This is a genomic window from Pseudoflavonifractor capillosus (assembly GCF_016902575.1).
GTDB classification, from domain to species: Bacteria; Bacillota; Clostridia; order Oscillospirales; family Oscillospiraceae; genus Enterenecus; species Enterenecus capillosus_A.
The window spans coordinates 1-18,304 of record NZ_JACSNZ010000039.1 but is presented as its reverse complement, the minus strand read 5'-3'; the positions used below and the strand labels follow the sequence as shown (position 1 = coordinate 18,304).

General features: G+C 57.3%; 18 protein-coding genes and 2 tRNA genes. 8 read left to right on the top strand and 12 right to left on the bottom strand.

Translation table 11 applies throughout. From position 1 onward, the window contains the following. A partial coding sequence (locus tag H9X86_RS09850; protein WP_204901359.1) for a hypothetical protein occupies nt 1-831 on the top strand: 831 nt, incomplete at its 5' end. Between the two features lie 60 nt (nt 832-891). Here H9X86_RS09850 and H9X86_RS09845 read toward each other — a convergent pair. After that, nucleotides 892-2,115 (bottom strand): peptidase U32 family protein, encoded by a 1,224-nt coding sequence (locus H9X86_RS09845; RefSeq protein WP_243416915.1) that lies wholly within the window; start codon nt 2,113-2,115, stop codon nt 892-894. Beyond that, complete coding sequence (gene mltG, locus H9X86_RS09840) at nt 2,090-3,217, bottom strand: endolytic transglycosylase MltG (protein WP_204901358.1); 1,128 nt, start codon at nt 3,215-3,217, stop codon at nt 2,090-2,092. Before mltG ends, H9X86_RS09845 begins: the two co-directional genes overlap by 26 nt. A gap of 192 nt (nt 3,218-3,409) precedes the next feature. On the opposite strand from mltG, the gene H9X86_RS09835 reads away from it, so the two are divergent. After that, the gene (locus H9X86_RS09835) at nt 3,410-3,574 is read left to right on the top strand and encodes a hypothetical protein (protein ID WP_204901357.1); all 165 of its coding nucleotides are present in this window, start codon (nt 3,410-3,412) and stop codon (nt 3,572-3,574) included. Between the two features lie 55 nt (nt 3,575-3,629). Here the strand turns inward: H9X86_RS09835 and H9X86_RS09830 are convergent, their stop codons facing one another. From H9X86_RS09830 to H9X86_RS09820, 3 genes are read right to left on the bottom strand one after another with little or no spacing between them, the layout of a single operon-like run. Further along, nucleotides 3,630-4,157: a 5-formyltetrahydrofolate cyclo-ligase gene (locus H9X86_RS09830; RefSeq protein ID WP_204901356.1), complete on the bottom strand. Its 528-nt coding sequence runs from the start codon at nt 4,155-4,157 to the stop codon at nt 3,630-3,632. After that, the gene (locus H9X86_RS09825) at nt 4,154-4,711 is read right to left on the bottom strand and encodes a DJ-1 family glyoxalase III (RefSeq protein WP_204901355.1); all 558 of its coding nucleotides are present in this window, start codon (nt 4,709-4,711) and stop codon (nt 4,154-4,156) included. The genes H9X86_RS09830 and H9X86_RS09825 overlap by 4 nt, the downstream gene beginning before the upstream one ends. Before the next feature lie 30 nt (nt 4,712-4,741). After that, nucleotides 4,742-5,398: a dTMP kinase gene (locus tag H9X86_RS09820; RefSeq protein ID WP_204901354.1), complete on the bottom strand. Its 657-nt coding sequence runs from the start codon at nt 5,396-5,398 to the stop codon at nt 4,742-4,744. 235 nt (nt 5,399-5,633) lie between these two features. Here H9X86_RS09820 and H9X86_RS09815 point away from each other — a divergent pair, with 235 nt between their 5' ends. The 5 genes from H9X86_RS09815 to H9X86_RS09795 all read left to right on the top strand — a co-directional run bounded on the left by H9X86_RS09815 (nt 5,634) and on the right by H9X86_RS09795 (nt 12,297). Continuing rightward, nucleotides 5,634-6,617 (top strand): ABC transporter substrate-binding protein, encoded by a 984-nt coding sequence (locus H9X86_RS09815; protein WP_204901353.1) that lies wholly within the window; start codon nt 5,634-5,636, stop codon nt 6,615-6,617. Between the two features lie 70 nt (nt 6,618-6,687). Beyond that, the gene (locus H9X86_RS09810) at nt 6,688-7,641 is read left to right on the top strand and encodes an ABC transporter permease (protein WP_204901352.1); all 954 of its coding nucleotides are present in this window, start codon (nt 6,688-6,690) and stop codon (nt 7,639-7,641) included. Next, nucleotides 7,634-8,428, top strand: coding sequence for an ATP-binding cassette domain-containing protein (locus H9X86_RS09805; protein WP_204901351.1), 795 nt, complete (start codon nt 7,634-7,636; stop codon nt 8,426-8,428). The genes H9X86_RS09810 and H9X86_RS09805 overlap by 8 nt, the downstream gene beginning before the upstream one ends. A 977-nt stretch (nt 8,429-9,405) precedes the next feature. Beyond that, entirely contained in the window at nt 9,406-10,731 is a 1,326-nt protein-coding gene (locus tag H9X86_RS09800; protein WP_204901350.1) for a 6-phospho-alpha-glucosidase, read from the top strand. Between the two features lie 36 nt (nt 10,732-10,767). After that, nucleotides 10,768-12,297, top strand: a complete 1,530-nt coding sequence (locus H9X86_RS09795; protein WP_204901349.1) for a PTS transporter subunit EIIC — start codon at nt 10,768-10,770, stop codon at nt 12,295-12,297. 118 nt (nt 12,298-12,415) lie between these two features. On the opposite strand, the gene H9X86_RS09790 is transcribed toward H9X86_RS09795, so the two are convergent. Together H9X86_RS09790 and H9X86_RS09785 are read right to left on the bottom strand one after the other, a co-directional pair. Beyond that, a complete protein-coding gene (locus tag H9X86_RS09790) occupies nt 12,416-13,216 on the bottom strand; it encodes a MurR/RpiR family transcriptional regulator (protein WP_204901348.1) in 801 nt (266 codons plus the stop codon). Continuing rightward, the gene (locus H9X86_RS09785) at nt 13,213-14,001 is read right to left on the bottom strand and encodes a MurR/RpiR family transcriptional regulator (RefSeq protein ID WP_204901347.1); all 789 of its coding nucleotides are present in this window, start codon (nt 13,999-14,001) and stop codon (nt 13,213-13,215) included. Before H9X86_RS09785 ends, H9X86_RS09790 begins: the two co-directional genes overlap by 4 nt. A 51-nt stretch (nt 14,002-14,052) precedes the next feature. Between H9X86_RS09785 and H9X86_RS09780 the strand changes: the two genes are divergently transcribed. Beyond that, nucleotides 14,053-14,973 carry an AEC family transporter gene (locus H9X86_RS09780; protein ID WP_204901346.1) on the top strand — a complete coding sequence of 307 codons (921 nt, stop codon included), beginning with the start codon at nt 14,053-14,055 and terminating at the stop codon, nt 14,971-14,973. Nucleotides 14,974-15,236: 263 nt separating this feature from the next. On the opposite strand, the gene H9X86_RS09775 is transcribed toward H9X86_RS09780, so the two are convergent. From H9X86_RS09775 to H9X86_RS09755, 5 genes are all read right to left on the bottom strand, one after another. Then, nucleotides 15,237-15,321 (bottom strand) — tRNA-Tyr (locus tag H9X86_RS09775). A 21-nt stretch (nt 15,322-15,342) separates the two neighbouring features. After that, a tRNA-Thr gene (locus tag H9X86_RS09770) sits at nt 15,343-15,418 on the bottom strand. Between the two features lie 137 nt (nt 15,419-15,555). Beyond that, the gene (locus H9X86_RS09765; RefSeq protein WP_204901345.1) at nt 15,556-16,179 is read right to left on the bottom strand and encodes a hypothetical protein; all 624 of its coding nucleotides are present in this window, start codon (nt 16,177-16,179) and stop codon (nt 15,556-15,558) included. 108 nt (nt 16,180-16,287) lie between these two features. Next, nucleotides 16,288-17,934: a SulP family inorganic anion transporter gene (locus H9X86_RS09760; RefSeq protein ID WP_204901344.1), complete on the bottom strand. Its 1,647-nt coding sequence runs from the start codon at nt 17,932-17,934 to the stop codon at nt 16,288-16,290. 127 nt (nt 17,935-18,061) lie between these two features. After that, nucleotides 18,062-18,304 (bottom strand): SH3 domain-containing protein (locus H9X86_RS09755; RefSeq protein WP_204901343.1); only part of this gene is annotated, 243 nt, incomplete at its 5' end.

The window sequence follows — 18,304 nt, the reverse complement described above, 5'->3', positions numbered from 1 at the left end:
GTTCCCACCCCCACGCAGCCCCCCAAGGTGACCGCTACCCTCTCTGACGACACCAAGCTGGCCATTGCCGCCAGCCTGCCCGAGGGCGTCAGCATTCCTGCGGGCTTTGAGGAGTCCAAGCTGGAGGTGGAGGGACAGAGCATCCTCACCGCAGTACACAAGGAGGGCAACCTCACCGTTGTCTACCTGGAGGGGGATGACAATCACCCGGCAGGCTTCTACTTCTACGACCAGAAGACCGGTGAGGCCCAGCCCATGACCCAGGTGGACATGGCTGCCAGTAAGCTGACCCTGGTGGATCTGCCCAAGGATGAGGAGGAAAAGCTGCCCGAAGGGTATGTCTCCACCCTCATGGAGCTGGGCGGCCAGCAGCACACCCTGTTGGTGCCCGACGGCGTGAAGGAGCCCAACCACCACATTGTCTGCGCCCTGGATGAGAAGGGCGTGATGGGGCTGTATCTGTACGACGTGGAGCAGAAGACCTTCCAGCGCTATCAGTTCCTGGAGCTGCCTCAGGAGGAGCCGGTGGAAGAGGAAGAACCGGTGGAGACAGGTTTCGTATTCAACCTGTTTGGCCGTGAGTTCCAGACCAACTGGAGCGACACCGTGGTGTCCTACCTTCTCATTGGGCTGGGCGCTTTGAGCGTGGTGCTGCTGGTGGTAGTGATCGTGCTGGCGGTGTTCTTGGTCAAGAGCCGCAAGGCTCTGCGCCTGAGCCGGATGCGCCAGGACGGGGAGCGCCAGCGCCGCATTGTGGAAGGACCTAGCCTCACCGTGGACGAGATCCTGGCAGAGGATCGACTGGAGCAGGAGCAGGGTGAGGAGTCCTAAAAGAAGATGAAAAACACGACCCGTTGCAGGTTATTTCTTGCAACGGGTCGTGTTTTTGTGTTATGAGTTGGGGCGGCAGGCCCGCACCACCGACAGGGGAGGTACCGGGCGGGGAAGTTTCATATGGAACACCATTTGGGGGTGCCTGGGCTGAGCCAGGGTGAAGCCTTCGCTGTCCCGCATGAGAGGAGCCACAAGGCCAAAGGCAGGCACATCGGGACCTACCACCTCGATCTCATCCCCGGCGGTGAATTTGTTGCGCAGGGAGAGGGTGGCATTGCCGTCCTGGTCGCAGGCGGTGATGATGGCCAGCACCTGCCAGTCCCGGATGTACCGGGCCGAGTCTGTGTACTGCCCCGGCTGACCGAAGTAGAAGCCGGTGGAATAGTGGCGGTGGCTGACCTTGTCTACCTCAGCCCGCCACACAGGCTCCAGGGGTCTGCCCTCCAGGGCGGCGTCAATGGCGTGACGGTAGGCGGCGGTGGTCATGGCGGCGTAGTAGGCGCTCTTGGCCCGGCCCTCAATTTTCAGAGAGTCCAGACCAATCTCCAGAAGTTCCGGCACATGGTCGATGAGACACATATCCCGGCTGTTCATGATAAAGGTTTCCCCGTTCTCCTCAAAGACAGGGAAGTACTCCCCAGGCCGCTTCTCCTCCATGAGGGCGTACTGGTAGCGGCAGGGCTGGGCGCAGGCGCCCCGGGCGGCATCCCGCCCCGTCATATAGTTGGACAGCAGGCAGCGGCCGGAGTAGCTGACACACATAGCACCGTGGACAAAGGCCTCCACCTCCAAATCGCTGGGGGCCTTGGCACAGATCTCCGCCACCTCGTCCAGGGACAGCTCCCGGGCTAAAATCACCCGCTTGGCCCCCAAATCGTGCCACACTCTGGCCATCTCATAGTTGGTGATGCCGGTCTGGGTGGACATGTGCACCTCCACATGGGGGGCGTAGCGGTGGGCCAGGGAGAGCACATCCACGCCGGCGCCGATCACCGCATCCACCCCGATGGACTCCAAAAACTCCAGGTACTCCGGCAGCTTGGCGATCTCGTGGTTGCGGGCCAGAGTGTTGCAGGTCACATGCACCCGTACCCCCTTGGCGTGGGCCAGCTGTACCGCCCGGGTCATCTCCTCCCGGTCAAAGTTGCCGGCAAAGGCCCGCATACCAAAGGTATTTCCGGCCAAATACACCGCATCAGCCCCATAGGCCAGGGACATGGTCAGCCGTTCCATGTCCCCGGCGGGGGCGAGAAGCTCAGCCCGCTTCATTGCTGGCTCCATACTTCTCCACCAGAGCCTGGTGCTGGGCATAGGTCTTGGTGAACTCGTGCTTTTTGGTCTCCGGGTTGAGCACATAGTAGTAGTAGCTGGTTTTGTCCGGGTTGATGGCGGCCCAGAGGGAGGTCATACCGGGGTTGGAAATGGGACCGGCAGGCAGACCCTGATGGAGGTAGGTGTTGTAGGGAGAATCAATGGATTTATCCGCCTCGGTGGGCACCTTGCCGCCGTTGATATAGACCAGAGTGGCGTCGATTTGCAGGTAACCCTTGGTCTCAGCGCGGGTGTTCTCCAGACGGTTGTAAATGACGGAGGCGATCTTGCCATAGTCGTCCCCGCCGTCGGTCTCCTTTTCAATCATGGAGGCGATGGTGACGATATCGTGGAGGGAGTACTTGCTCTCCTCTGTGAACTGATCCATATACTCTCCCATCTTGGTCTCAAAGTTCACCAGCATCTTGTTGAGCACATACTTGGGGTCCTCACCCAGATAGAAGGTGTAGGTGTCGGGGAAGAGATAGCCCTCCAGACGGTGATAGTCACCCAGAGGCAGATCCTTGAGCCAGGAGAAGTTGTAATCCCAGTTGGCAGACATGTCCTGCAGCTGCTGGGTGGTGGTGACTCCCTGCTCCTCCAACAGGGCAAAGGTCTGGTCGATGGTGTAGCCTTCGGGGATGGTGATGTCAATGGTCTGGCGGGTGGAGGAGGACGCGCTCATATTGGTCACCAAGGCCCGGTAGTCCATGTTGGTGTTGAGCTCGTAGGTGCCCGCCGTGATCTTGTCCCCGGCGTTGGAGAACAGACCATAGAGGTGGAAGAGAAACTTGTACTCAATGAGACCCTTGTCTTTCAAAGTGTCTACCACTTCGCCAAAGCTCTCGTCGTTGTCCACTGTAATGATCACCGAGGTGTACTCCTTGTTCAGGGCCAGCAGGTCGTTGGCCCAGATCCAGCCCACCGTAGCCAACACAGCGGACATACCCACAATAAACAGTGCGTACAGCAATGCGCCCGCTGCCTTGGAGCGGTGGGCCTTTTTCTTGTTGCGAGACACCCTGGGCCGTCGCTGCGGCTGCTGGGGGGTGTTGGGATATTGTTCTGACATGGTTTGTTTCACTCCTCATCGGATAGGTTGTCTGAAAAACTTTTTCCTAAGACGGTGGGAACCAATCTCGCCGTGCCTACATAGTATAACGCAGAAACGGGGACGGGTGCCAACTCCGGCGCCGCAATCCATCAAAGGCTGCGGCGTCCGAGCCGGTACCTGTACCGGAAATCTTATGTGAGGTGACTTGTTATGTGTTGTGGTAACAATGGTTTCGGTGGCGGCTGCTGGTGGATCATCATTCTGGTACTCATTCTCTGCTGCTGCTGCGGCAACGGTATGGGCGGCAACGGCTGCGGCTGCGGCAACGGCTGCGGCAACAACTGCGGCTGCGGCTGCAACGACGGCTGCTGCTGATCCATCCGGCACGAGGGTGGGCGGAGAGGGGAGACCCTCTCCGCCCGCTTTTGTATTAGCCGTCGGTGAGCACCAGCTGTACCGGTACATCATACTCGGCGTGGGGCAGCTGCTCCTGCAGGCGGTTGGCGGGACACACGGACACGGTGAAGCCGGAGTAGTTCTTGAGCCACCGGTCGTAATAGCCGCCGCCCTGACCCAGGCGGTACCCCGCCCGGTCGCACATCATGTTGGGCACCAGCACCACGTCGATCTCCTCCGGGGGGACAATGGGACAGTCCCCGTCCGGCTCCGGAATGCCATAGTGGTTGGGAACCAGCTGTTCCAGACTGGTAATGGCTCTGGCCTCCATGTTTCGCCGGGGCAGACACACCGGAAGGGCCACCCGTTTGCCCATGGACAGCAGCTGCTCCATGACAGGGGTGGTATCCGGCTCCCGGCCCACGCCGTAGAAAACCATCACGGTGCGGGCCGCTTCCACCTGGGGCAGGGCCAGAAATTGCTCCATCAGGTGGGGAATGTGGGCACGGGGCAGTGCTGCGGCCTGCCGGCGCAGCTGCTCCTTGTGCTCCTGGGGGGTCATGCGCAGTAGTGGATGGCACCCCGTACCTTCTCGGCTACGTCGGCACCGGACAGAACGGTGAGCAGAGCCAGACCGAAATCAAAGCTGGATCCGGCGGCCCGCCCGGTGATGATGTGATCCTCCACCACAAAGGGCTCTTCCATGCAGGGCACGGCCCCGGCCTGCACCAGCTCTCCCTCCATGCCGGGATAGCACACGGCCCGGGCGCCGGCGGGGAGTACCCCAGCCCGAGCCAGCAGGGTGGGGGCAGCGCAGATGGCGCTCAGCCACACCTGGGGATCCTGGGCGGCCTGGCGGATGAGTGCCATGGCGGCCTCACTGTGCTCCAGCACATCCACGCCACCCAGCCCGCCGGGGAGCATCACCATATCCCCGGGGGCCAGCTTCACCTGGTCCAGGGTCATATCGGCGGTGACAGTGACGGCCTGGGCACTGGTGACGGCGGCACCAGACACCCCCACCAGGGACACGGGCACGTTGCCACGGCGCAGAACATCGGCGGGGGCCAGAGCCTCAGCGGTCTCAAAGCCGTTGCCTAAGAGAATGTAAACCATGATAACTCCTCCTTATTGATGTGTCACAGCTTAGATGTGCTGCATGATTTCTTGGTGGATCTCCTCTATGGTACGCAGCTGACCCTGCTCATTGACACAGGGAATGCGCTGCCAGCCAAAGAGCTGAGCGGCCTGAGCAGCGGCCTGGGCACAGGCGGTGAGATAGCCGGTGTCCACCTCGTGGATGTCGGCCTGGGTGTGGGTGGCTGCCTCCCGGCTCCGGAGATTGACCACCGCCAGATGGGTGGGCATATCCAGCCAGATCACCTGGTGGGGGCGGGGCAGACCCATGCGGTTGTACTCCAGATCAAAAAGCCAGTGGAAAAATCCCTCCCGCTCCCCTTCGGGCAGCTTGGCGGCCTGATGCACGGCGTTGGAGGTGGTGTACCGATCCATCACCATCAGCCCCCCGGCCTCATAATAGCTCCCCCACTCCTCTTTGTAACCGGCATATCGGTCCACCGCAAAAAAGGTGGAGGCGGCATAGGCGTTGACATCGTCAGGGTGGGAGCCGAACGCACCTCCCAGATACATCCGCACCAGGGCGGAGGACTCCGCCTCATACCGGGGATAGCGAATGGTGCGGAAGGTGCGGCCCTGGGCCTGGAGCGCCTGGCAGCACCGCTGAAATTGGGTGGACTTTCCCGATCCGTCCGTCCCCTCAAAAACGATCAGTTTTCCAGCCATGGGACTGACCTCCTTGGGCATACTTATCTGTTTATCAGTATATCATAATCCAAGGGGAAAGTCTATGCCCGGGGATGTTGTTTCCCTTTCGTTCACAATTAGAAGAAAAAGGACTTGACATCAATGCACTAAAGCATTATACTGACTGCAACGAGCCGGAAGGCTCTTATTTCAGACACAAACACTTTGATGGCAAAAAGCGTTGAAGTGACACCGGAGGATTGGAGGAATCAACATGAAAAAGAGATGGAAGGCTGGGGCCGTGGTGTTAGCGGCCGCTATGGCGCTGGGTCTGGCAGGCTGCGGCGGTCAGAGCACCCAGGAGAAGCAGGAGAAGGACTCATACACCGTGGGCATTGTCCAGCTGGCTCCCCATCCTGCCCTGGATGAGGCCACCCAGGGGTTCCAGGATGCGGTGAAGGAGGCGCTGGGGGACAAGGTCACCTTTGATTTCCAGAATGCTGCCAACGACTCCCCCACCTGCTCCACCATTGCCAACGGCTTTGTCTCGGCAGGGGTAGACCTCATCATGGCCAACGCCACCCCTGCGGTGCAGGCGGCGGCTGCTGCCACCGGAGAGATCCCGGTGCTGGGTACTTCGGTGACGGAGTACGGTGTGGCCTTCGGCATCAAAGACTTTTCCGGTACCGTGGGGGGCAACGTCTCCGGTACTTCTGACCTGGCTCCTCTGGATCAGCAGGCGGCCATGATCCAGGAGTGGTGCCCCGAAGCCAAGAACGTGGGCCTGCTGTTCTGCTCTGCGGAGGCCAACAGTCAGTACCAGGTGGACACGGTGCAAAAGTACCTGGAGGAGATGGGCTACACCTGCACCCAGTACCCCTTCTCTGACTCCAACGACATTGCAGCGGTGACCACCACCGCTGTGGCGGCCAGTGACGTCATTTACGTGCCCACCGACAACACCGTGGCCACCAACGCCTCCATTGTGGACAACATCTGCCGTCCCGCCGGAGTGCCTGTCTTTGCCGGGGAGCAGGGCATCTGCGCCGGCTGCGGTGTGGCCACGTTGTCCATCAGCTACTATGACCTGGGTGTGACCACCGGTGAGATGGCGGTGAAGATCCTCACCGGTGAGGCGGACATCTCCCAGATGCCCATTGAGTACGCCCCCCAGTTCACCAAGATGTACAATGCAGACATCTGTGAGGCTCTGGGCCTGACCCCGCCGGAGGGATACACTGCCATTGCCGCCGAATAACCAAATACACACACAAGAGAGCGGGGGCTCCCCTCGCTCTCTTGCGTCTTGATTACAAGGAGGAAAACCCATGTTGGATTTTTTAAGCGCCCTGCCCGGGGCGGTATCTCAGGGCCTCATTTGGGGTATTATGGCCATTGGCGTATACCTCACCTATAAGATTTTGGACATTGCCGATTTGACGGTGGACGGCTCCTTTTGCACCGGGGGCGCCATGTTTGTGGTACTCTTCTCCCAGGGAGTCAACCTGTGGTTGGCTCTTTTGGCGGCGGTGGCAGCGGGTATGGCTGCGGGACTGGTCACCGGACTGCTCCACACCTTCTGCGGCATTCCCGCCATTCTGGCCGGTATTTTGACCCAGCTGGGACTGTGGTCTGTCAACCTGGCCATCATGTCCATGAAAGCCAATGTGGCTTTGAACATCATCAACCCCGATGTGCTCAATCAGCTGCTGGTGTCCCTGCGCTTTGTCCAGGACGTGTCCAGCGGCGCCCGCCCCTTCTACCAGCACCCCATCTTTGTGGTGGGGGTCTTCACCCTGGTGATCATCGGGGTGCTGTACTGGTTCTTCGGCACCGAGCTGGGCTGCTCCATCCGTGCCACCGGCGCCAACCAGGCCATGGCCCGGGCCCAGGGCATCAACACAGCCCGCAACCAGGTGCTGGGCCTGATGATCTCCAACGGCCTGGTGGCTCTGTCCGGTGCGCTCTTGAGCCAGTATCAGGGCTTTGCCGACGCCAACATGGGACGTGGCGCCATTGTCATCGGCCTGGCTGCCGTGATCATCGGCGAGGTCATCTTCTCCAAGCTGTTCCGCAACTTTGGCCTGAAGCTGCTGGCAGTGAGTGTGGGTGCCATCATCTACTACATGGTCATCCAGCTGGTGCTGTCTTTGAAGCTCATGGATGCCAACTACCTCAAGCTGCTCTCCGCTGTGGTGGTGGCCATCTTCCTGTCCGTGCCCTACTGGAAGGGCAAGTACTTTTCCAAGCCTGTGAAACGAGGAGGGCTGAGCCGTGCTTAACATCGAGAACATCTACAAAACCTTCAACGCAGGGACAGTCAATGAGAAAACAGCCCTGAACGGCGTGTCCCTGCACCTCAACGAGGGGGATTTTGTCACCGTCATCGGCGGCAACGGGGCGGGCAAGTCCACCCTGCTCAACGCCGTGGCGGGGGTGTGGCCGGTGGACCAGGGCCGCATCACCATCGGCGGGGTGGATGTGACCCGTCTGCCTGAGCACAAACGGGCCAAATACATTGGCCGGGTGTTCCAAGACCCCATGATGGGCACTGCTGCCACCATGCAGATCGAGGAGAATTTGGCTCTGGCTGCCCGTCGAGGCAAGGGCCGCAGCCTCCGCTCCGGCATCACCAAGGCGGAGCGGGAGGAGTATCGGGAGATGCTCAAGATCCTGGATCTGGGGCTGGAAGATCGCATGACCTCCAAGGTGGGACTGCTCTCCGGTGGTCAGCGCCAGGCCCTGACCCTGCTCATGGCCAGCCTGGTCAAGCCCAAGCTGCTGCTGCTGGACGAGCACACGGCTGCCCTTGACCCCAAGACGGCGGCCAAGGTGCTCTCCGCCACCGAGACCATTGTGGGGCGGGACCACCTCACTACCCTGATGATTACCCACAATATGCGGGACGCCATTGCCCACGGCAATCGGCTGATTATGATGTATGAGGGCCGGGTGGCCCTGGACATCTCCGGGGAGGAGAAGAAAAAGCTCACCGTGGAGGATCTGCTGGCCAAGTTCGGCCAGGCCACCGGGTCGGATGAGGCGGACGACAAGCTGTTGCTGGGATAACAGTGACAGCCTGTTGGGGCAATAACTGTGGTGAAAAAGGGTCTGTTGCAAAACAGGCCCTTTCTCTTTTTGTTCCCCTGCTGCAGCCTCGCCAGACTGGCAAGCACGCTCCGCTGGGCCCAATTTCTCCACGATGAGAAATTGGGGAAAGAATCGCTTAGGGCGTTCCCCCCTAAGAACCCCCCCTTGGGGTACGATGCTGGAACTGCATCAAGTGTATGGTCGGCCCTGGTTTGGTGCCAATTCAGGAAAGCGGTTGCTCCTTGCAAGGTGCGCAGCCAGGCAAGCCGTGCGCTGCCTCCCCTCCAGGGCCTTAGTTGGGCGTGTCGCAGCCGTTTCCGGCTGCCGGAAGCCTGGGTTTCGGCGGCTGGCAACAGTCGCTGCACCGGGAGAAGGCCCGGATCAGGGAAACCGCCCAGCCACTAGGGCCAGTTGCCATGCTGACCTGGAGTGGTGGCACAAGCAGGAACAGCGGGAGATTTTCCGGGCCGTGGGCATGGGACGCATGGAAAGTATGGTGCTCAAGGGGGGGACCTAGGGGGGAACGCCCTAGGCGGCTTTTTCGTCTATTTTTGGCCGGGCAAAAATAGACCCCAGCGGAGCGTCACCAGGCTGACAAGCCACATCTAGGAAAGAAGGAAAAGAAAACGTCTGCAGGGGCTGTTGCAAAATCGCAGTTTTGCAACGCCCCTTTTCACGCATAGAGAGTGTTTTACTGTAAAACGGAACTGTAAAAATTAAGAATGAATTTGTAGAATAAACGTGAAAATTGACAAATGAAAAACGAAATCAGAAATAAAAAAGAAGATGTTGAAATGAATTACTGATTCAGTAACAGTTTCCTTTTTTAAGTATAACATACTAAAGCATCAGAAACTATTTACAAATCAATTGTTTGAATTATAATAAAGCCAGAAATTCCAAATCGGTTTTTTGTGCAAGTAGCAAAAATGAGAATGATGACTAGGAGGTTAATTATGAAAAAGTTTAACGTATGTATTGTCGGCGGTGGCAGCACGTTCACCCTGGGCTTTCTGAAGTCCTTCGTCCGGATGAAGGATGAGTTTTGTCTCAACAAGCTGGTGCTCTTCGACATTGACGCCGACCGCCAGCGCCCTGTGGGTGAGTTTGGTAAGATCCTGTTCCGGGAGCGTTTCCCCGAGCTGGAGTTCGACTACACCACCGATCCCAAGGTGGCCTATGAGGGCATGGACTTCATCTTCATGCAGATGCGTGCCGGCGGGCTTCCCATGCGTGCAAAGGATGAGCACATCCCTCTAAGCATGGGTATGGTGGGTCAGGAGACCTGCGGAGCCGGTGGCATGGCTTACGGCCTGCGCTCCTGTGTGCAGATGATTGAGGCCATTCACCAGATCCGCACCTACGCTCCCGAGGCATGGATCTTGAACTACTCCAACCCCGCCGCTATCGTGGCTGAGGCGCTGCGCCGGGAGTTCCCCGACGATAAGAAGATCCTGAACATCTGCGACCAGCCCGAGAACGTGGTGCGCTCCTGCAGCCGCCTGCTGGGCTGTGACTGGGAGGACCTGGATCCCGTGTACTTCGGCCTGAACCACTACGGCTGGTTCACCCATATGTACGATGTGCACACCGGCGAGGACCTGCTGCCCAAGATCCGTGAGACCGTCAAGGTCAAGGGATTCCTGCCCCAGGACGCCGAGCAGCGTGACCCCTCCTGGCTGGACACCTACGGCATGGTGCAGACCATCATGGCAGATTTCCCCGACTACCTGCCCAATACATATGATCAGTACTACCTGTATCCTGAGTACAAGGCCAGCCACCTGAATCCCGATTTCACCCGTGCTGACGAGGTGATGGCAGGCCGTGAGAAGCGTGTGTTCACCGAGTGCCAGCAGGTCATCGAGGCCGGCAGCCTGGGCGACAAATTCGACAACATCTCTGACGCCCATGCTGAGATGATGATCAAGGTGGCCGAGGCCATTGCCTTCAACAAGAATGACAGACACATTCTCATTGTGGAGAACAATGGTGCCATTGCCAACATGCAGGATGACGCCATGGTAGAGGTGGTGTGCGAGCTGGGCAGCAACGGACCTCGTCCCATGCGTGTGGGCAACATTCCTCAGTTCTACCTGGGCCTGTTGGTCAACCAGGTCTCCTGCGAGAAGCTGCTGGTGGACGCCTATTTCGAGAACTCTTACCAGAAGGCTTTGGAGGCCTTCACCCTCAACCGCCTGATTAACGACGCCAAGAAGGCCCGCAAGGTGCTGGATGCCCTGATTGAAGCAAACAAGGGCATGTGGCCTGAGCTGAAGTGACGAAACCAAGATAATTCGAGAGGAGAGGAGACAAACATGAAGAAAAATAAAGTGATGAACTTCTTCTCTGCCCTGGGCAGAAGCCTGATGATGCCCATTGCGGCGCTGGCTGCGTGTGGTATCGTTCTGGGCCTGACTGCTGCGCTGATGAAGCCGCAGGTTTTGGAAGCGGCACCGTTTTTGCAGCAAGCCGTGGTGTACTTTATCATTTCCACACTGAATAAGGTTTCCAATGTGGCATTTACGCTGCTCCCTGTTCTGTTTTCCATTTCCATTGCCTTTGGCCTTGCTAAAAAGGATAAAGAAGTGGCTGCCTTTGCAGGCTTCATCGGCTACTACACCTTCCTGGTCAGCTCTGCGTGTATGATCAACTCCGGATTCATGGACTTCAGTGCCTTGAAGATCTCCGTGATCCTGGGTGTTGAGACTGTGGACATGGGCGCTGTGGCAGGTATCATTACCGGCCTTCTCACCGCAGCCCTGCACAACAAATACCACAAAATTACCTTCCCCGCAGCCATTTCCTTCTACGGCGGCAAACGGTTTGTGGCCCTGGTGGTCATCCTGGCCTCCGCTGTTGTGGGCCTGATCGCCCCCCTCATCTGGGAGCCCATCTCTGTGGGCATCAACGGTCTGGGTGTTGTCATCGGCAATGCTGGCGCCTTTGGTGTGTTCGTATTTGGTACTCTGGAGCGCTTGCTCATCCCCACCGGCCTGCACCACGTGCTCAACAGCATCTTCCGTACCACTGCCGTAGGCGGCGTGTACGATGGTGTGGAGGGCTGCCTCAACGTGTTCCTCCAGTATGTCAATCAGGTGGATCTGTCTGAGCTGCGCCCCTTCACCCAGTTCCTGGGCCAAGGCAAGATGCCCTTCATGATCTTCGGTCTTCCCGGTGCTGCTCTGGCTATTTACCGCACCAGTCCTTCCGATAAGAAGGCTAAGGTAAAGGCTCTGATGATCGCTGCTGTGGCCGCCTCTATGGTGTCCGGCGTGACTGAGCCTGTGGAGTTCTCCTTCATGTTCGTGGCTCCCGTTCTGTATGTGTTCCACTCCCTGATGGGCGGTCTGTCCTTCATGCTGATGTCCATTCTGAAAGTTGCCATCGGCAACACCGGCGGCGGCCTCATCGACTTCTTCATCTGGGGCGTGGTCCAGCCCGGTTCCAACTGGTTCATGGTGATCCCTGTTGGCGTGGCGTTCTTCTTCATCTATTACTTCGTGTTCTCCTGGTACCTCAAGCGCCGCAACCTCTCCATCGATGTTTCTGCCGATGAGGAGGAGGACGCCCCTGCCGACGGCGGCAAAAAGCTGCAGGATGCGCAGAACCAGAAGGCAGCCCTGGTCATTGAGGGCCTTGGCGGCTACGACAACATTGTGGAAGTCAACAACTGCATCACCCGTCTCCGTGTTGACGTGAAGGATATGTCTCTGGTTAACGAAGATATCCTGAAGAAGACTGGCTCTTTGGGCATCGTGAAGCCCAGCGAGTCCCACATCCAGGTGATTTATGGGCCTAAGGTAGAGAGCATTGCCGATGCGGTTCGTGAAGTCCTGAACTACTGATACCCCTCCCTAATTGCGTATACTGATCCACCGAGGCCTCTTTCAGAGCGGGAGGCCTCGGTGGAAACGCAAGTGTCAAAGCGGATGTAGCCTACCACTACATCCGCTTTTAGATGTTTTATGTCTGTGAGAGGTTTTGATTCTCCGCAGCCGGAGGGAGCTGAGAGGATCTTCTCTGGTAAATCAGCTCGATGAGCACCTGAATCAAAGTGAAGGTGCTGAGCTTGAAGTTGAAGTCAATGTTGCGGTATATGATGTTCGTCTCTTGGGCGTGGATGAAAATCTCGTGGGACAGGGGGATGCTATGGTTTTCCTCGCTGCAGATCCAGATGACCCGCCTGCTGGAACCCTTGAGGTTATTCAGTATTTTGCTATAATATTCCTGGGAGGCGTGGGCGGTAAAGAGCAGGATCACAGCATCCTCAGTCTCATCGAAGTTGTAGGTAAAAGCCTCCAGAATGTAGCGCCCCTGGAGCAAAATGGTGCGATAATCCAAGGTGGTCATAATGGAGTGGAAGTACTGAGCGGCCATAAGGCTGGAGTCTGTGCCGTAGACATAGCAGACCTTGGCACGGCACAGCTCGTCACAAATGGAGCGCAGCAGGGGCAAATCGATCTGAGCGAAGGAGTCCATGGCCACCGATAGCTGCCAATCCAAAAGACGCTGGATCTCCTTGATGTCGTCCCTGGTGTCCTCAAATTCCTGGCGGAGGGAAAACTTCAACTCATTATATCCTGAAAAGCCAATCTTTTGACAAAAACGAACCATAGATGCGGTGGAAATGTACATCTCCCGGCAAAGCCCCTCCAGACTGGAAGTCAAGACGGCGTGAGGATGCTCCTTGAGATAGGTGTAGATGCAGCGCTCTGACTGGGTCAAGGTGGTGGGGTCAACGGATTGTAAGATGTTGAGTTTCATAGGCGGATTCCGTCCTTGTACAAGACATAACAGCGGATGAGTGCGCTGATGAGATAGAACAGCGGGAGGCGGGAGGTAAGCTCTGCGCCACTGTTTTCCCGTTGCGTGGTGAAAAAGCGCAGGTTATACTGAGCTAGTGTGGACAAGGTATTGGCCTCGTAAGGGGAGATGGCGATCATGGGGATCTGTCTCATGGCAGCGAGCCGGGCCAGACCAAGGGTGGGGGCAAAGGTGCCGCCTGTGGAGATGAGGAAAAGAATGTCGTCGGGAGACAGCTCCTTGACTATGTGTTGGGCCAACTTGGTGGAGTCCATCATAAACACTTGCTTTCGACCGGCAATGAAGAGCAGGCGCTGGAGATATTCCGCAACAATGCCTGTAATGCCGCCGGGGGAGTAGATATACAGCGGCCTGTCGCTGTTCAGCAAGGTGATGATTTCCAGGAGCTGCTCGTGGTCGATGAAATGAAAGGTGGCCACCAGTTCTTTAGACATGTTCTGCAAGATCTCGGTGTCATCTCGAGACTCACCCGTGGAGTCTGAGAACGTGGGGGCAGGGTACTTTAATCTGCTTCTCAGTGTGTATTTTAATTCGGAAAACCCGGAGAGATTTAATTTTTTGCAAAGACGCAGTACCGTTGTGGGAGAATAGCAGACCTGGGAGGAAAGCTCTTTGATGCTCATAGAGCAGACCTCTTGGGGGTGAGCATAGATGTATTGCAGCACGGACAGCTCGTTTTTACTCAGGCTTTTCATCACTGCTTCGTCTACATGAAACTGTGGCATAGAGGATCCTCCGTGAAATAATTCGGTAAAAGATGGGATGGTTGAATAGAAATGGTAGATATACAGACACTTTTGGTGACAATGCTGGAGCTATTTGCGTTTATCATTTTGGGTTGGGGCGTTACAAAGATTGGCATATGCGATGCACATGGCAACAAGGTCATTTCCTCTCTGGTGTCCAACGTGCTGTCTCCTGCCCTGATCCTCAGCGCCGTACAGGCAGATGGGAGCAGCAGCATGGACAAGAGTGTGGTGTGGGAGGCCTTGTTGTACGGTGTGCTGCTATACGCCATTTTTCTGGTACTTGGATGGGTATTCACTGTGTGGATGGCAAAGGAAGATCGAGCTGTCTACAAAATGCTGCTGATTTTCTCCAATACTGCCTTTGTGGGTTATCCCATTCTCCGGGCTTTGTTTGGGGAATTTTCTGTGTTTGTGTTTTCTATCATGCACATGCCCTTTAATGTGCTCATCTTCTCCTACGGGGTATACCTGTTGCAAAAGGATCACGGGGCAGGGAAATTCCCGTTGAGGAAAATAGTGACCCCTGGACTTCTTTCTTCTATTATAGCAATTATTTTATATTTTTCCAATATGAAACTGCCAATGCCGGTGGTGGATTACTTATCCACATTGGGGGACTCCAGCATTCCCCTGAGTATGATCGCAGTGGGTGCTTCGGTTGCCATGCAGCCTTTGGGTGATATGTTCAAAAATAAAAATCTGGCCATTATGACGGCGGTGAAGCTGGTGGCATTTCCATGCCTGCTGGCGGCCATCAGCAGCTTTTTCCCCTGCTCTGAGTTTACCCGTCAGCTGTTCATCCTTTCCGGCACTTTGCCCGCAGGAACCATGACGGTGATTTTGGCAACCCAGTACAACTCCAATACAAAAGTGGCATCTGCTGGGGTGGTGCTGTCCACCCTTTGCTCCATCGTCACCATTCCGCTGCTGTGTCAGCTTTTGCTGTGAGAGGGAGCATCATAGAAAAATACACGAACGGGTGGAAGCGGCTGCTTCCACCCGTCAAGTTTAGGGAAGAGTGAATAGGGAAGAGTGAATCAGTAAAAATCCCGAATGCTTTTGCATTCGGGATTTTTGGTGGAGGAGGATGGATTCGCTTTTTTGCGAAAAAGCCACGCCGGTTGCAGAGTGCCACCGGCACTCTGCTAAGAGCCGGCTTTCGAATCCACCCTCAGATGAAAAAAGACGACCTCAAATGAGATCGTCTTTTTTGGTGGAGGAGGATGGATTCGAACCATCGAAGTCGAAGACAACAGATTTACAGTCTGCCCCCTTTGGCCACTTGGGTACTCCTCCATATGAAATTGTCTCAAAACGTGGAGCTGGTGGACGGATTCGAACCCCCGACCTGCTGATTACAAATCAGCTGCTCTACCAGCTGAGCTACACCAGCTTGTGTGGCACATCACGTTTGCAGCGAAGGTTATTATAGCAGGCTACCCCTGTATTGTCAACAGCTTTTGCGAAAAAAATCAATATTTTTTCCGTCCCCCTGTGAGGGTCATGTTCAGACCCTCACAGGGGAGTATCTCACTGTCCGCAGGCCCCAATGAGCTCCTTGGCGTAGGGCAGGGAGAGGATCACATCGCACAGGGTGTGCCACTCGTCCAGCTTGTGATTGCGTCGGGCGTAGTAGATGTTGGCCAGCACCTCGTAGTTGAGGGTGACGGTGCGCATCTGGTTGTAGCTGGAGGGGAGCAGCTGAATGAGGTCGTACCAGTGGGCCTTGTCCTTGGTCTCCAGGTAGCGGTTGCGCACCTGCTCCAAGTAGGCGATGGTGCCGTCAAAATGCTCCAGAGTCTCCGGGGTCATGTGGTCACAGCTGAAGTCAGAGCGCTCAAAGGCCTTGGCGTGGATCTTGTGCATGGTGGAGGTGGAGTTGGCCACGGTGCCCACCTTGTAGGTGTCAAACTCCTTCCACCAGTACATGGGGGCGGTGATGTCCATGGACACCAGGATCTGACGGATGAACTTCCGGTGGTCGGTGCCGGCAGAGCACAGCCGGGTGGCCAGGGACAGGTCGCTCTCACCCAGAATGTAGTTGCCCTGCTGGTCGTAGTGGCTGTCGCTGCGAGCCCAGCTGTTCAAGGGGTTGCGGGCACCCCGCATGGCGTTTTCCAAATTCATGACGCTGATATGGTCAACGGTAAGCATGAAAGAAATACCTCCTGTTTGGTATGAATTTTCTCCAGTATACCAGAACTTTTGGCAAACTGCAAGAAAGATTCCCGCCCACCGAATAGGTGGGCGGGATGGGAAATGTCAGACGGTTTGATTCTCCTGGGCAATATCGGACAGAGCATCCAGGGCGCTCCAGCAGAAGGCGGCCTGGCCCACCAGCTGGGTGACGCCGCCCCGATCCATGGCGGTGCGGAAGGATTGGCTGGCACCGGTGAAGTAGATGTGGGTACCCTGGGCCTGCTGGGCCTGGACGAAGTGGGAGAAGACCTGCATACCCGTGGTGTCCACGGTGGACACCCCTCGCACCGAGAGGATCACCGAGGTGGTGTCCGCAGGCAGCTGGGCCAGGGAGCGTTCCAGATACCCGGCAGAGCCGAAGAAAATGGCCCCGGAGATGTACACCACCCGCACAGAGGTGTGGCGGGGGTGATAGGACAGATTGATGCGCTGCAGCCGCTGGGGGTCTACCTCGCTGATGGTCACCTCTACGTGCTGCACGCACTTGATGGCGAAGATGACACAGCACAGAGCCATGCCTGCCACGATGGCGATGGACAGGTCAAAGAGCACGGTGCAAATCAGGGTGACGAAGAAGGCGGACATAGCGCCCTTGAGCTTGTGAGAAACCAGATAGCGGATGGTGTGCCACTCGTTCATCCGCCAAGCGGTGACCATGAGCACCCCGGCCAGAGCGGACATAGGGATGCGGCTCATCACCGGGGAGAGGAGGAACATGGAGGCCAGCAGGCCCAGAGAGTGGACGACACCCGTCACACGGGTCTGCTGTCCCGCCTTGATGGCCACGCTGGTACGGGCGATGGCGGCGGTGGCGGGGACACCGCCGAAGAAGGGGAGGATCATGTTGCCAATGCCCTGGGCCACCAGCTCCCGGTCGGCGTTGATGGTCTCACCCTTCATGTTGCCTGCGGAAGCGCCGCACAGCAGGGACTCGATCATGCCCAGCACGGCAATGGACAGGGCTGGGGTCACCAGGCCGCCCAGAGCAGACAGTTCAATCTCCCCGGGGGTGAGACGCACGGCGGGGAGCAGGGTGCGGGGAATCTCACCTACCACAGCCACGTCCCACTTCAAAAACACGTTGGCGATCAGCACCACAATGAGGGAGGCCAGGGAGGAAGGAAACACCGCCTGCCACTTTTTGGGCCAGAGGATCATGAAGACCACCACAAACAGCCCGATGACGGTGGTCTGCCAGTGGGGCTGGAAGCCCCCCTCCAGGTAGGTCTGCACCATGCCCAGGTTGCCCCCATGGGCGGTATGGGTGCCGAAGAAGTTGTCCAGCTGGCCCAGGGCAATGACCAGGGCGATGCCGGAGGTGAAGCCGGTAATCACCGGCATGGGGATGATGGACACCAGGCGGCCCAGGCGGAGCACACCAGCCACCACCAGCAGAATGCCCGCCATGAGGGTGGCCACAAATACACCCTGAAGGCCATAGCTGGCCACCACACCGGCCAGCACAGCGGCCATGGCTCCGGTGGGGCCGGAGATCTGGTAGGAGGCGCCGGACAGAAGCCCGATGATGATACCCGCCAGAATGGCGGTAATAAGTCCGGCGGCGGCATCTGCCCCCGAGGACACGCCAAAGGCCAGTGCCAGAGGCAGAGCCACGGCGGCCACGGTGATACCCGCCATCAAATCCTGGGAAAATCGTTTCCCGTTGTAGCCGGAAAATTCCCGGCGCAGGTCTGCAAGAAACCCTTTCATGTTTGAAGTTCTCCTCTCTTTTTCTGTCAGAAAGCACCAAACAGTTTACAGCGGGTGGCAAAAAATTGCAAGAAAAAATAACGCCACTGCAAGGGATTTTGCAGTGGCGTTATTTGCAAAAGTACTATCAGTCTACGGAGATGTACTCACCCATGATGTAGCCGGTCTTGGTGCCGTTGCTGCCGGCGTATTTGATCTCGTACCAGCCGTCCCCGGCATAGGAGACCACGGTGACGGAATCTCCATTCTTCAGGCTGGCCAGCACGTCATAGCTGGTGCCGGGGCCGGAGCGGACACGCAAACCCGTGGAGGCGTTGACGATCGAGCCCTTGGAGCCGTTGGCAATGTCACCGGTCTGGGTGGGCTCGGG

Bases quoted from the DNA above. Each gene is read 5' to 3' on its own strand.
- H9X86_RS09800 (WP_204901350.1), top strand. From the start codon at position 9,406: ATGAAAAAGTTTAACGTATGTATTGTCGGCGGTGGCAGCACGTTCACC.
- H9X86_RS09845 (WP_243416915.1), bottom strand. From the start codon at position 2,115: ATGGAGCCAGCAATGAAGCGGGCTGAGCTTCTCGCCCCCGCCGGGGAC.
- H9X86_RS09765 (WP_204901345.1), bottom strand. From the start codon at position 16,179: ATGCTTACCGTTGACCATATCAGCGTCATGAATTTGGAAAACGCCATG.
- H9X86_RS09830 (WP_204901356.1), bottom strand. From the start codon at position 4,157: ATGACCCCCCAGGAGCACAAGGAGCAGCTGCGCCGGCAGGCCGCAGCA.
- H9X86_RS09820 (WP_204901354.1), bottom strand. From the start codon at position 5,398: ATGGCTGGAAAACTGATCGTTTTTGAGGGGACGGACGGATCGGGAAAG.
- H9X86_RS09825 (WP_204901355.1), bottom strand. From the start codon at position 4,711: ATGGTTTACATTCTCTTAGGCAACGGCTTTGAGACCGCTGAGGCTCTG.
- H9X86_RS09790 (WP_204901348.1), bottom strand. From the start codon at position 13,216: ATGAAACTCAACATCTTACAATCCGTTGACCCCACCACCTTGACCCAG.
- H9X86_RS09810 (WP_204901352.1), top strand. From the start codon at position 6,688: ATGTTGGATTTTTTAAGCGCCCTGCCCGGGGCGGTATCTCAGGGCCTC.
- H9X86_RS09795 (WP_204901349.1), top strand. From the start codon at position 10,768: ATGAAGAAAAATAAAGTGATGAACTTCTTCTCTGCCCTGGGCAGAAGC.
- H9X86_RS09780 (WP_204901346.1), top strand. From the start codon at position 14,053: ATGGTAGATATACAGACACTTTTGGTGACAATGCTGGAGCTATTTGCG.
- H9X86_RS09835 (WP_204901357.1), top strand. From the start codon at position 3,410: ATGTGTTGTGGTAACAATGGTTTCGGTGGCGGCTGCTGGTGGATCATC.
- mltG (WP_204901358.1), bottom strand. From the start codon at position 3,217: ATGTCAGAACAATATCCCAACACCCCCCAGCAGCCGCAGCGACGGCCC.
- H9X86_RS09785 (WP_204901347.1), bottom strand. From the start codon at position 14,001: ATGCCACAGTTTCATGTAGACGAAGCAGTGATGAAAAGCCTGAGTAAA.
- H9X86_RS09815 (WP_204901353.1), top strand. From the start codon at position 5,634: ATGAAAAAGAGATGGAAGGCTGGGGCCGTGGTGTTAGCGGCCGCTATG.
- H9X86_RS09760 (WP_204901344.1), bottom strand. From the start codon at position 17,934: ATGAAAGGGTTTCTTGCAGACCTGCGCCGGGAATTTTCCGGCTACAAC.